The 14,264-nt window shown below is 54.7% G+C and carries 7 protein-coding genes; 4 read left to right on the top strand and 3 right to left on the bottom strand.

The genetic code is table 11. The features are described 5' to 3' along the window. The first annotated feature begins 197 nt into the window (after positions 1 to 197). Positions 198 to 527 carry a hypothetical protein gene (locus Q3Y66_RS14345; RefSeq protein ID WP_008958143.1) on the top strand — a complete coding sequence of 110 codons (330 nt, stop codon included), beginning with the start codon at positions 198 to 200 and terminating at the stop codon, positions 525 to 527. Positions 528 to 601: 74 nt separating this feature from the next. Here the strand turns inward: Q3Y66_RS14345 and Q3Y66_RS14340 are convergent, their stop codons facing one another. From Q3Y66_RS14340 to Q3Y66_RS14330, 3 genes are all read right to left on the bottom strand, one after another. Beyond that, entirely contained in the window at positions 602 to 943 is a 342-nt protein-coding gene (locus Q3Y66_RS14340; RefSeq protein ID WP_008958142.1) for a hypothetical protein, read from the bottom strand. 134 nt (positions 944 to 1,077) lie between these two features. Then, a complete protein-coding gene (locus tag Q3Y66_RS14335) occupies positions 1,078 to 9,744 on the bottom strand; it encodes a glucoamylase family protein (RefSeq protein ID WP_035586865.1) in 8,667 nt (2,888 codons plus the stop codon). A 329-nt stretch (positions 9,745 to 10,073) separates the two neighbouring features. Continuing rightward, on the bottom strand, positions 10,074 to 10,697 hold the full coding sequence (locus Q3Y66_RS14330) for a CDP-alcohol phosphatidyltransferase family protein (protein WP_008958140.1): 624 nt from the start codon (positions 10,695 to 10,697) through the stop codon (positions 10,074 to 10,076). 274 nt (positions 10,698 to 10,971) lie between these two features. Between Q3Y66_RS14330 and Q3Y66_RS14325 the strand changes: the two genes are divergently transcribed. From Q3Y66_RS14325 to nadE, 3 genes are all read left to right on the top strand, one after another. Then, positions 10,972 to 12,621, top strand: coding sequence for a DASS family sodium-coupled anion symporter (locus Q3Y66_RS14325; protein WP_238528537.1), 1,650 nt, complete (start codon positions 10,972 to 10,974; stop codon positions 12,619 to 12,621). Positions 12,622 to 12,806: 185 nt separating this feature from the next. Continuing rightward, positions 12,807 to 13,322, top strand: coding sequence for a CinA family protein (locus Q3Y66_RS14320; protein WP_008958138.1), 516 nt, complete (start codon positions 12,807 to 12,809; stop codon positions 13,320 to 13,322). 40 nt (positions 13,323 to 13,362) lie between these two features. Further along, positions 13,363 to 14,184, top strand: coding sequence for an ammonia-dependent NAD(+) synthetase (nadE, locus tag Q3Y66_RS14315; protein WP_035586863.1), 822 nt, complete (start codon positions 13,363 to 13,365; stop codon positions 14,182 to 14,184). The last annotated feature ends 80 nt before the right edge of the window (positions 14,185 to 14,264 follow it).

Below are 14,264 nucleotides of genomic sequence, written 5' to 3'. Positions count from 1 at the left end.
AGTGAAAAGGAGGGCATTACGGCGATGGGCCACTAACGCACCTGAAAGGGGCGGTATTCTATCAGTTGCTTGTATGCTGCGGGCGGCTGTTTAGAAGACTCGCAGGCTATATACTGAAAATGTCGCCGAGTGTTTAAACTCAGCGGTGTTTTACTCGTAACTTGCTGTTTACCTAAAAAAGTCCAAGGAACTTTCCAATGCGTATCAGAACGGTGTTGGTTGCACTCGTGGCGCTAATAGCGTCATCACTGGCGGTAGCGGCAGATTACTATGTGGATATCACGAATCGAACCGGCTACACCATTTACTACATGTACGTGAGCCCGGGGAGCTCAAAAAGTTGGGAAGAGGATGTGTTGGGCAGTGATGTGTTGATGAACGGCGATACTCAACGGGTGACGTTAACCGGGTATACCAACCCCTATTTCGATATCCGCCTCGTCGATGAAGATAATGACAGCTACACCTTCTTGAACGTGGATGTCTCAACTGAAGACATTATCGTGACGCTGGATCATCTCGATTAACGCCTGCTGATGTAGATAAAAATGCCCCTGCCGAGAACGCGGCCAGGGGCATTGATAAAAGCTAAATTAGCGGGTCAAGCCGCAACAACGCGAACTTGTGCCGGTGCTGTTTTGGGTGCTTTGCGCATTGGTTCGTCATTCTCCGCGAGCAGTTCACTCCCGGTCATCTCTGACGTCATTTCAGCTTTCATTTCTGTATGGCCACGCTGCGTTAAGGCTAGAACGTCAGGGGAGGTGCCCCACTTGAGCAGCATCTCATCCAGCAGTTGTTCGGCTTTTTCAGCTTGGCCCCAGCGGTTAAGCAGTTGGGCAATCGCGTAGTCGCACTCGGGAGTGTCGAACAGATCATCCTTGATATCTTGAATGGCGATTTGAAGGCCCGCCAGGGAAAGGTCGTTTAACGTTTCGCTATGCATATCACGGCTCCGTGTGATTGCGACAGCGGTTAACCTGAGGTAACCGCCTGAATTTGAATGGTACCTGTCGGTACGCAACTGAGCTTAATATAGCCGTGAGTGAGAAGCAAATGAGAAAAGCCTGCGGAAAAAGACTACTTTTCGTCGACTGTGTTTGGCTTGATAAACACCTCTAACTGGTGCTGTTTACCATCCAGCGGAATGCGCACTTCGCCTTGCTGGCGTGTCAGTTGCCGGCCATCAAGCTGTGCGCTGGGCGCCTCATCGGTAGTGGTGATCTTAACCGCATAGTGCGTGCCAGCAATGGCCAGCATTGCACTAAATCCTGGCCAATCGTGGGGAAGGCAGGGAGCGATCACCAGCCAGCTCCCTTCCCGGCGGATGCCCAAGATGCCTTCAACCCCCGCGCGGTACATCCAACCTGCCGAGCCCGTGTACCATGTCCAGCCGCCGCGCCCGGTATGTGGCGCAACGGAGTAAACATCCGCGGCAACCACATAAGGCTCGACATGATAGCGAGCCACTTCTTCAGCCGTGCGGGCATGATTGATGGGGTTCAGCAGCGAGAAAAGCGCGTGTGCCTTACCGCCTTCGCCTAACTTGGCAAATGCCAGTATCGCCCACATGGCAGCATGGCTATATTGCCCGCCGTTTTCGCGCATACCTGGTGGGTAGCCGCCGATATAACCGGGATCGCGCTGGGGTTGGTCAAAGGGAGGCCAGAACAGTAGCGCAAGTTGCTCATCGTGCAGGATGAGTTCGCGCTCTAGCGAACGCATGGCGAGCGCTGCCCGGTGGGGTTCTGCTGCGCCTGAAAGCACCGCCCATGACTGAGCAATCGAATCTATTCGGCACGCCTCGCTCTCTTTACTGCCCAGCCAATGACCGTCATCGTAGGTGGCCCGCCGATACCATTGGCCGTCCCATCCACTGCTTTCCAGCGCACTACGAAGCGAGATCGCATGGGCCCGCCAACGCTCGGTACGTGTTGTTTCCTGCTCATCCGAAGGGGAGGCACTAGATAGCGACTGTTCACGCTGTTCTGCAAAGGGTAAAAACAGCTCCAGAGTATGCACCAGTAGCCAACCGAGCCAGACACTCTCACCTTTGCCCGCCTCGCCAACACGGTTCATACCGTCGTTCCAATCGCCGCCACCGATCAATGGCAAACCGTGCTCGCCGGTCAGCGTCAAGCTTTGGTCCAAGCCTCGGGCGCAGTGCTCAAAGAGTGATGCCGTTTCCCCGGCTATCATGGGCTGAAAAAAGCAGTCGTGCTCATCCGGTGCCAATAACGCGCCTTCAAGAAAGCTGACGGGCTCGTCCAACACCGCTACGTCATGGGAGGTGGCTATATAACGAGCGCAGGCATAGGCGAGCCACACCCGATCATCGGATATGTGCGTACGCACTCCTTGGCCGGAGTGGGGCAGCCACCAGTGCTGGACATCCCCTTCGACAAACTGGCGAGAAGCCGCACGTAACAAATGTTGACGGGTAGTTTCTGGACTGGTGAACGTCAACGCCATGCCGTCTTGCAACTGGTCGCGGAAACCATAGGCGCCGCTGGCCTGGTAGAACCCTGAACGCGCCGTGATCCGGCAGGCAATGGTTTGGTAAAGCAGCCAGCCGTTAAGCATGATATCCATGGCGCGGTCGGGCGTTGTCACCTGCACGGCATTGAGCTGCGTTTGCCAGTGTGTGTTTATCGTGGCCAGTTCAGCGTCAATATCGGCTTCTCTATAGCGGGCAATGAGCGTCTGGGCTTCGGCCATTGAGCTTGCTTGACCCAGTAGGACGATCATCTCAACGCTTTCACCTGCAGCGAGCGTTACGCTGCGCTGTAGTGCGGCACAGGGATCCAATCCCGCACCGTGAGTACCGGAAAGGGGCGTATTGCTGCGTAACCCCAAAGGCGCAGCCAAGCTACCCCCGTTGCCGATGAATTCGCACCGATCGGCTGTCCAATGGGTGGGTTGAGCACCGATATCCAGAAACGCCACCCGGCCAGGGAAGGCGATATTCCAAGGGTTTTCTACCATTAGTGCGCCGCTTTCAGCGTCGGGTCGTGAGATAAGAAACGGCGCTGATCCACTGCGCGAAGTGCCCAATACCCACTCGGCATAGGCCGTCACGGAAAGCTTGCGGGGACGCCCTGAGTGATTGCTAAGGCGTAGCCGCGATACTCTAAGCGGGGCATCTAACGGCACAAAGTGCAGTAGCTCAAGGCCGATACCATCTGACTGATGCTCAAACTGGCTGTAGCCGAAGCCGTGCCGGGCTATATAGCGACCATGATCGCGCAGGGGGTGTGCGGTCGCGGTGAAGAGCGCCAGCGACTCCTCATCACGAACATAAATCACATCGCCGCTGGGGTCTGCCACTGGGTCGTTAGACCAGGGAGTAAGCTGATTTTCACGGCTATTGTCTGCCCATACATAGCCCGCGCCCTCCGCCGATACTTGAAAACCAAAGCCTGGGTTGGCAATCACGTTGATCCACGGTGCAGGCGTAGCGTGGCCTGCTTCAAGTACGGTCACATACTCACGGCCTTGCGCAGCAAAGCCCCCCAGCCCATTGAAAAACTCAAGCGCTGGAAGGGGGGGTAGGGCAGTCTCACTGGGTTTAGTGGGAGTGTGCTTGGGCAGATGGCGTCTGATAAAAGAGCGTGATGGCAAAGAGCGCTGTTCGGGCAGCGTTAGGGCTAATTGGTTAGCAAGGTTGCCACGATGTGCCATGAACGCAACGCATGCAATTGACTGCAGCTGTGTCCGCATTTCCAGGCTCATTAGGTCCGCGCGCAGCGAAATTACCGCACCCTGAGTGTGATCCTTTTTAAACCGCGGTTGGGTTTGGCTGCTGAGAATGGCCGTTTCTATCGCTTGCTGCAAATCCTGAACATAAGAGGCGCCTCGCTCATTAATAATCACCATATCGACGCCTAACCGTTTCATGCGCCAGTACTCATGGGCGCGCAATAGTTGGCGTACCTGGGCAATGTCATCGAGGGTGTCGATACGCATCAAAATAATCGGTAGATCACCGGAGATGCCGTGTTGCCATAGCCGTGACTGCGGCCCTGCGCCGCGCTCGATGGCATCGGCTGGCGCTCTGAAGCGTGGGTCTGGATATAAGATAGGCGCGGCTAGACGCTGAAAATCGGCCGCCTCTTCAGGCTGAATACCCAAGTGGCGAAGCTGAACCTGCGCCTGTGTCCAGGCGAGTGTTTTGGCACGCTCAAAAGCGCTACGGTCATGGTGCTTATCGATTAGATCCATCAATGCTTCGCGGGTTGAGGCTACTACCGTCCAGAAAGCGATGCGGGTGGCCTTACCGGGGGCGACCCGCAGTCGGTAGCGCAATGCAAACACGGGATCCAGTACGCTACCCACGGTGCCCGATAAGCGTTGGTCTTTGTTCAGCGCTGCAGCGTTCAGCGTACGCCTTCCGCGGCCCAAGAACCTAGCTCGGTCAGTCTCGTACTGCAGCTCACCCACGGTTTCGCCTTCTACCACGGCAAAGTGGGCCACCCAAACCTGGTCTTCGTCAGGCGATCGCCGTCGCCTTGTCGCAATCAGCGCATTGAACGCTTCTAAGTATTCGGTCGCCACGAACATTTTGGCGAAGGCAGGGTGCGCATTGTCGGCACTGGGTGTGGTCAACACTAATTCAGAGTAGGAGGTAATATCGATATCACGGGCATGCCGGCTGCTATTGGTGAGCGAGAGGTGGCGCACTTCACAATCATCTTCGCCTGACACCAATACCTCCATGTGACTGGTGATATCGTCGTGGCGATGCATATAGCGAGCGTAATCCTCGGCGAATATCACATGATTGTGGTCATCGGTAGCGTCGGGGGAGTGTCCGACAGACTGGCCGGTTGCCGTCCATACGCCGGGGAACTGGGTGTCGCGTAGAAAAATAAAGCTACCCAGATGGTCACGGGTGGCGTCGGGCTGCCATCGACTAATCGCAATATTGCGCCACCGACTGTAGCCACCGCCGGTAGCCGTTAACATCACGGAATAACAGCCGTTAGAGAGCAAGTGGGTCACGGGCGGGCCACTGGCTATCGTCGATGCACGGCGAATGGTTTGTGCCTCGTTAATAATCTGGCTGGCGTTTGACTTCACCTCTTCCGCGCGGGGGTGAACAATTGCCACATCGCGCGGCACACGCTCTTGCAGCAGTAGCTCACTGGCTTGAATCATCGGCTCACGGTGAAAGCGCGCGCGCATTTGGCCATGGTGCAGGGTATTCGCGATAGCGACGATCGTCATGCCCTGATGGTGGGCCATAAAGCTGCGTACTATGACCACGCTTTCCCCCGCAGGCAGACGCGAGCGGGTAAAGTCGAGCGCTTCATAAAAACCGTAGCGGCCTAGAGCGCCCATTTCCGCTAAGCGCTCAAAGTTACGGCAAGCGCCGTTGGGGTCGACCATCGTGGCTAGACCGGTGGCGTAAGGGGCAATCACCAGATCCGCAGAGAGCCCCCGCTTGAGTCCTAAGCCAGGCACGCCAAAATTGGAGTACTGATAGGTGAACTCCATATCACGGGCGTTATAGGCGGATTCGGAGATACCCCACGGCGCAGAGAGGTGCGTGGCATAGATCTCTTGACGCTTCACGACGAGCCGGTTGGTTTGTTCAAGCAGGCTTCCGCCCGGAGCGCGCATCACTAGGGACGGCATGAGGTACTCAAACATCGAACCCGACCAGGAGATCAGGGCAGAGCCAAACGAAAGCGGCGTTGCCGCCCGGCCCAACCTAAACCAGTGACGGGTGGGAATGTCCCCTTTGGCAATGGCGAACAGGCTGGCAAGCCGTGCCTCCGATGCCAGCAGGTCATAACAACTGGTATCCAGGCAGTTGTCGTCCAGGGAGTAACCAATTGATAGCAGTTGGCGTTCGCTGTTGAGTAGAAAGGCGAAATCCATATTCATTGCCAAGCGTCGCGCTGACGCCGCGATCTGTTGCAAGCGCAGTGATGGCTCAAGCTCATTTACGTTTGCCTGGCTATGACGGTCATCGCGGTGTTGGGCCACTGAAGAGTGCAATGCTTCGACCCAAAACAGGACATCTTCGCTGCACGTGTCGGCCTTTTCATTCAGCGCTGCGCGGACCAGGCTCAGGGCTTTATGGGTGAGCTCAGCGATATCGGCCAGGCACTCCGAGGACATCAATGCCCCGTTTAACTGCGCGTCGATGGCTTTAAACTGCAAGGCCAGCTGGACCGTTAACTTCTCTGACAGTGTTGAAGCGTGTTGGAGTGCCTGACACGCAAGGTTCAGCGTGTCGGCAATACCCACACGGGGATCCGCTAAACAGCGTTCCGCCTGCCAGCTCTCGCAGGCATTGGCGATAACGATAAGATGTCCTGCCAGATTGCCGCTATCTACCGTGGAGACATAGCGGGGGTCGAGCGGGCGCAAATCGTGGGTGGCGTACCAATTATAGAAGTGCCCCCGGTAGCGCGGCAGTCCTTGCATGACCTCAAGGGTAGCCTCAAGACGTTCCAGGGCAGCTTGAGTGCCCACCCAGCCAAAATCACGCGCTGCCAGGGTCGAAAGTAGGTAAAGCCCCATGTTGGTCGGCGAGGTGCGCTGGGCAAGCACGGGTTGAGGGTCTTCCTGAAAATTATCGGGCGGCAAACGGTTGTCTGTGGCGGTCACGAACGTTTCGAAATAGCGCCAGGTTCTCCGTGCAATCAGCCGTAGCTCGCGTGCCTCGTCCACCGAAATAGTCGGCTGGACAACAGCGCTTTTGCTGCTGCTTAACCATGACGCCACGGCCGGTGCGGCCAACCAAAGTAGCGCCATCGGTAGCGCAATGGGCCAGGCGCTAGTGGCTGTCCAGAGCGTACCGATCGTCACTGCTAGACCCAACGCAGTGCCGGGAGCCATTCGCTGGTAGAACCCTATAACGGATAGCGCAGGGCTTTTCATCGACTGAGCGGCAGACGTCCACTCAAGCAGTCGACGATGGGTAAGCAGAACTCGAACCAAGGTTCGGGCAATGGCGTCCAGCATGCGCCACGCTTGGTCGGGTAAAAAAATGACCAGCAGCAGAATTTGCACGCTGCCTAGCTTCAGCTCATCAAACCAGAGATGGTAATGGTGGCGCAGTTTAGTTGTGGCCCGGAAGGGGATAAGCGAGGTGGCTAGGGATAATAGAACCGGCGCTCCCACTACGGCTAAGAGCAACAGCGTACTGGCGATGGCCATACTGAGCGGGAACTGCCAACTGACTGCCAGGCTGGCGAGTACTAAGGGTGGCAATACTGAGCGGCGTAAGTTGCCGAGCATTTTCATGCGCCCCGTTAGTGGCAGCGCGGGCGCAAGTAGCCAGGGCAGCAACTGCCAATCGCCGCGGGTCCAGCGGTGTTGACGCTTGGCGGCCACGTCATAGCGGGCGGGAAAATCCTCAATCACTTCGATATCGGAGGCGAGCCCCGCTCGGGCAAACACCCCTTCAAATAAGTCGTGGCTGAGCAGGCTGTTTTCGGGCACTCGGTCTGCCAACGATGCTTCAAATGCATCCACGGCATAGATCCCTTTGCCCGCGAATGAGCCTTCTCCGATCAAATCCTGATAAAGGTCTGAAATAGCGGCGGCGTAAGGGTCCAGCCCGCCAGGCGCAGAGAATACCCGCTGATAGATAGAGCCTTCCCCACCGGTAGGCAATGACGGTGTGACGCGAGGCTGCAAAATGGCGTAACCCTGCACCACGCGACGTTGCTGTTCATCCATCAGCGGCTGGTTCAGCGGATGTGCCATCTTGCCTACCAACCGGCTGGCTGCGCCTCTGGGAAGGCGAGTGTCGGCATCCAGGGTAATGACATAGTGAACATCCCCAGGCAGCGGGGGTGGATCGATAAAGGTGGTGTCCTGCGCGCCGCGTAGCAAACGGTTTAGCTCATGCAGCTTGCCACGCTTACGCTCCCAGCCCATCCAGGTGTTTTCACTGGGGTTAAATATCCGACGACGGTGCAGCAGAAAGAAGCGTTTATCGCTGCCCAGCGCGTGTTGACCGGAGGCTTGTGAATCGCCTGGGGTATGTAAACCGCCTGGAGCGTGTAGACGGTAACGTTCATTTAACTGCTCAATGGCGGCGTGGGCGGCCGAGAGAAGCGCTGCCTCATGGGGTAATTCCGCTTGGGGAGCATCAACGCCGTCAAGAAGAAGGACGTAGGAAAGGGCACCCTCGCCACTCGATAAGTGGTGCACTTCAAGCCGTTCGATCTGTTCCTGTAAGTCATCTTCACTGGTCAGCAGCGTAGGAACGGCAATCAGCGTGCGTAGATGGTTTGGTATTCCCTTGGCAAGGTCGAGACTGGGCAGCGGCTGGGCATCGATGCAATAGATGATCAGACGGTTAACGATCAGCGTCGCCACTTCAATAATCGGTAGAAAGCCAAATAAGCCCAGCAACATTAGCCAAGGTAACGGCACCTCGCCTATTTCAAGCGGCAATGAAAGCAGTAGCACGGCCGCCAACGTCATCAAGCTAAGCGTCACTACCGCCATCATTACGATATAGCTGCGAATGCCGTGGTGAATAAGCGTTCGACGCAGGCGCTGACGAAGGGTAGGCGTAAATCCCAGCGTTTGTTCAAGGGTGGTGCGGCCTGAGCCGATTAGAAAGTAGCCGGGGTCGCCCATACGGGCCGCTTCAACCGGGTTTCCGTTGCTGGCGAATGCATGTCGACAGAGCGAAAGCACGGCATCCACCACTTCAAGCTCGGCACGCCGTGATCCACGGGCGAGTTGTTCTACCGCACTGCGGTACTGGTTGCGGGTGGGGAAATCCAACTGTGCAAAATGGCTGTGCTGATTCAAGCGCTCGTCCACCAGGCTGACGCCTTCAAACAGCTCTGCCCAGTCGATGCTGGAGACAAAACGCATGCTGGTAATGATATTGCGGACGGTAACGTTTGCGGCGCCTTGGCGCTGCTGTGCGTGTTGAACCATCTCGTCAATGGTTTCACCCTGGAAGCTAAGCTGTTCATCAAGCCAGCCGACAAGAGGGCTGCTACGTGGGTCTAAGCCACGTAAGCGCTTTGCCAATTGGGCGGTGAAGGGCTCAGCCAGTGGCCCTTGGTGAAAGTTAAGCGTGTTGGTCTCAACGCTAAAGGTGTGGCGCTCTAGCGCTGATTGCTGATCGATGGGTTTTAGCCATTTAGCAGCTAAAGTATCCGCTTCGTCCCTTGCCGTTTGTTCACTGATAATTTGGTCAGCAAGGCGCCGAAGGTTCTCAATCAGTACAATGCGCAGGGTAATAGCAACGGCCCAAAGCTCACCAATGGTAAGCGGCTGAACGCGCTGATAGGCCATAATAAAAGTTTGCAGATTATCCAGGTCAACATGGCTATCGGTATGCGCCACAAATGCCCAGGCAATGCCGAGCACCCTTGGGTAACCGGCAAACGGGCCTTTGGCTAATTTGGGTAACTGGCGATAATAACCGGGAGGAAGGTCGCTGCGAATCTCACGAATTTGGGCTTCAACCAGGTGGTAATTATCGAGCAGCCAAGCGGCCGCAGGGACAATATCGCGACCTTCGGCCAGCGCAGCGGCACTGGCTCGGTAAACACTCAACAGAGTTTTCGCGTTATCGTTGAGTCGCCGCGTTAACGACACTACCTTGGGTGGGCTGCTGGTGACCGTCTGGGCTAGCGCCAGACTGCCTGCGTGCTGCTCAAGTCGTTCCGGGCTGAAGAGCTCTTCTCTTACGGGAATAGTCGAGTCCCACGGCGCTGCAAACGCATGGTGCGGACGCACAAAACGGAGAAATTGGTTCACAGATTCCATCCTGGTGAAAGTGCGCTTTTATGGCCGCACAAACGATGCTTCCTTACCAGAACAATGGTCGTGCCGGGGGGTGGCGTCCGTGCGCTAGCGCACATTGCGTGTTTTATTTGCCTACGGTGGGCGAATTTAAGCGCTTTTAGTTAGCGCTAAACACGCTGAGCTAGGTATTGGGTTGAGTAAGGCATTAAGCGATCACTTCCGCTTTTGACCACGGCATAACACTCACAGCTCAACGGTTCTAATCGCGCTCTATTCGCAATACTAATATTCCATTGTTCTTGAGAGCACATCACTCTATCTATCCGTCAGCATTCGCAATGTTAGTGGGATTCATGCCGACGCAGTGTCCAGTAACCTCCCCATAATCTTGTTGCCGTGGTGATGAGGCAGGCAATTGAGAACAGTATAGCCAGTATTGAAAAGTGCTCCGGGAACAGGCAAAAAATTACCAAGGCCATGATGGTTTCGGTGCCTTCGGTCAAACCTTCTAAATAGTAGAAAGCTTTATTGGGGAAGTGAGGGCGCTCTATTGCCTGCTGTTTGGCTGCAATCGCAAACGCCAAAAAGGAGGTGCCGGTGCCGATAAAAGCAAATAGCAGTAAGGCAGCTGCGAGTGCGTTCTGGGTAGGGTTTGCCAGCGCGAACCCCAGCACCACGGCCGCGTAGAAAACAAAATCGAGTCCGATATCCAGAAAACCGCCAGCGTCGCTAGTGCGGCCACTCAACCGTGCCAAGGCCCCGTCCACACCGTCACCGAGTCTGTTAAGCACAATCGCCAGGAGGGCCAACCCATACTGCTCGTATGCCAGCAGCGGCAACGCGGAAATGCCGATCACAAAAGCGGTTAGCGTCACCTGGTCGGGTGTGATGTGACGTTGATACAACGGCTGCGCGATGCGTTTTAAGGGGCGATGAGTAAGCGGCATTGTCCAGCGGTCGAACACTCGATTCTCCTTAATCTTAATGCGTCACTATTTATTTAATAGTAGCGCTAACTTACGTGGGCAATGTGCTCATGTCACTGTTAGTAAGCGCTAATAATAAAACTAAAGTCGTTAGACTTTAGTGGCAATTTTGGGCAAATGACTGGACTAATTGCCTATTGCAGTTAATAAAGGGCGCCAAAGGAGATCCAGTATGGCCCGTGGGGCGGCTTATTTATCGGAAAGCTGCCTCCGACCTTTTCTTTTCACTCTGACCGCAAGTGGCGCTTACGTTATGCATAAAACAGCCCTGATGACGGTATGGGATCAGCTATGGCACTCCCACTACCAAGCCAAAAAACTATTGATGTGCGCGTTGCCAACGGGCGGTGCCGCGAAGGCGGCGGCTTCCAGTGCCAAGCGCGAGCCATCTCATCAACCTAAGCCACCTGCCTATACCAACCCACAGAAAGTTGGATTGCTGCTTGGACCACTGCTGTTCGCTTTTGTGGTGATGTTTTTTCACCCTGAAGATTTAAGTTTTGAAGGGCGTATGGTGTTGGCCACTACGCTGTGGGTGGCGGTGTGGTGGATCACCGAAGCTATCCCCATTCCTGCTACCTCGCTACTGCCCATTGTACTATTACCCATTACCGGCGCACTGGATGGCAATACGGTAACGGCGGCGTACGGCAACCCGATTATTTTCCTGTTTTTGGGCGGTTTTATGATCGCCTTAGCGATGGAAAAGTGGGATTTGCACAAGCGTATCGCCCTGTCGATTATTGCCGTACTAGGCACCAGTATTAATAGCATTGTGTTCGGCTTTATGGCCGCGACCGGCTTTTTATCAATGTGGGTATCTAATACAGCATCGGTGATGATGATGCTGCCTATCGGTACTGCGATTGTTTACCAGGTTAGCCAGGAACTTGAAAAAAGTGATGGTGACCATAGTGACGAAATCGAAAAATTCAGTAAGGCTTTGATTTTTGGTATTGGCTACGGCGGTACCATTGGTGGCCTCGGCACGCTGATTGGCACGCCACCGAACATTATCCTGGCGGCGATTGTTAATGAGCTGTTTGGTATCGAAATCTCTTTTGCTGGCTGGTTAATGTTTGCTTTCCCTGTCGTGCTGGTGTTGCTGTTTAGCGCGTGGGTGCTACTGACACGGGTATTTTTCAGGATTGAATTTAGTCACTTGCCGGGTGGGCGGGAGCTAATTCACAATGAAAAAGAGGCTCTGGGTAAAACCAGCTTTGAAGAGAAAGCGGTGCTGGTGGTCTTCCTGTTTGCGGCCTTTATGTGGATTACCCGCTCGTTTTTATGGCAAGGCCAGATCATCAATATCCCCGGCATCAATGACACCATGATTGCGGTGGTCGCGGCCCTGCTGCTGTTTTTGATCCCTTCCAAAAATAAGGGCGGCTGCCTGTTGGGTTGGGACGTTGCCAAAGACGTACCCTGGGGTATTTTGCTACTGTTCGGCGGTGGTTTAGCGATTGCCGCAGGGTTTGGCTCTTCGGGCCTGGCCGAGTGGATCGGTGGGCAAATGAGCGTGCTGGAAGGCGTTAACTTCTTGCTGGTTATCCTGATAGCGACCGGCATGGTGTTGTTCTTAACCGAAATTACCTCAAATACCGCCACGGCCACGATGATTTTGCCGGTGCTAGCGTCGTTGGCCCTAGCACTGGATATTCATCCCTTTGTACTGATGGTGCCCGCCGCCATGGCCGCCAATTGTGCCTTTATGCTCCCAGTGGGCACGCCGCCAAACGCGATAATCTTCGCCACCGGCAAACTCAAAATCATTGAGATGGTGCGCACCGGTTTTTGGATCAACATTATTGCCATGCTACTCATCGTCGCGGCGGTTTATTTCTTACTGCCGGTGCTATGGAACGTGGATCTAACCAACTATCCCGATGCATTTCGGCGCTAATATAACCATTAGCAAAGCATAGCCTCGCCTTCGGGCGGGGCTTTTTTATAGCTGTTTTGCCGTTAATTCATACACATAAACAATGTTAATAATGGCGACAGGCTTTAGACAAATAACGGTGCTTAACTATAGTGCCTCAAAGGAGTAAATGGAGTCAGAGGTATGGCGTTATAAGGAGATAAGCAATGGAACTGCTTGAAAATATTAGTGAATATCTAAAAAAGCACGAGCTCAAAATGGCTACGGCGGAATCGTGCACGGCGGGGTTGATTGTTTCAGAGCTAGCGGGCATACCTGGTAGCGGGCAATCGATCGATTGTGGATTGGCTGTTTACTCGCCCGAGGCCAAAAATCGCTATTTATCCGTCAGTTTTGACACCATTGATACGTATGGCCTAACTAGCGAAGTCACCTCGCGCGAAATGGCGTTAGGCGCTTTAAACAATAACGATGCCAATGTTGCCATAGCGAACACCGGTATTGCGGGCCCGAAGCCCCATGCTGATATACCGGTGGGAACCGTTTGCTTTGCCTGGGCGTTTCGACATGCCCAAGAGGTATACATAATAGTGGAGACGAAACGCTTTTCAGGTGATCGTAATGAGGTACGGCTCGCCGCCGCGCACTATGCGCTAGAAATGGTGCCAAAGCATCATGGTGATGTATTGGCAGGCAAAGCGCCCCGCGTTGATGAATCTTAATGATGAAATCTCTATCCGTAACCCGGAGGCAGGAAGCCACATGACTGACCAAGTAACTCAGCAGCGTATCCAGGCAGATTTGCAGGTAAAAGCATCGATTGAGCCGCAGTATGAAATCGAGGCTCGCGTCGATTTTCTGTGCAGCCAGATGATAGAGACAGGGCAGCACGCGCTTGTGTTGGGTATTAGCGGCGGGGTGGACTCCACCGTTGCTGGTCGTTTAGCTCAACTGGCCGTCGAAAAGGCCCGCGATAAAGGGGTTGAGGCACGCTTTTATGCCATCCGGCTGCCTTACGGCGAGCAGAAAGATGAGGACCATGCTCAACAGGCACTAATGTTTATTACCCCTGATGAAGTGCTTGATATCAATGTGAAGCCAGCCAGTGACGCCTTGCTAGCGTCCTTGGAGGAGGGTGGATTAACGTTTCAAGATGCCGCCCAACGCGACTTTGTATTAGGCAATATTAAGGCGCGTCAACGAATGGTGGCGCAGTACGCGGTTGCTGGCGCCAAGTCGGGTTTAGTGGTGGGGACCGACCAAGCAGCAGAAGCATTGATGGGCTTTTTCACCAAGTATGGTGATGGCGCCTGCGATCTGGTGCCGCTGACAGGACTTACCAAAGGACAGGTGAGAGAGGTCGGTGCTGCGTTAGGTGCGCCCGCTATACTGGTAGAGAAACAGCCCACTGCAGATTTAGAGTCGCTTAAACCTCAATTGGCTGACGAAGAGGCATTAGGCGTCACTTACACCGAAATCGATGCCTTTCTTACCGGTCAGCAGGTTAGCGAACAGGCCTACACCACCATTACCAACACCTATCAACGCACCGATCATAAACGCCAGCTCCCCAGAATGCCGTAGCGGCATTTTTTACAAGCTCAACGTCAGCGCTAAACGCAGCGCCAATAGGTTGCTATGATGCCGCGACACTATTGGCTGTT

Origin of the sequence: Halomonas sp. HAL1 (genome assembly GCF_030544485.1) — a bacterium.
Taxonomy (GTDB): domain Bacteria; phylum Pseudomonadota; class Gammaproteobacteria; order Pseudomonadales; family Halomonadaceae; genus Vreelandella; species Vreelandella arctica.
Note: the sequence above shows the minus strand (reverse complement) of the source record. Positions and strands in the feature narration are given on the sequence as shown.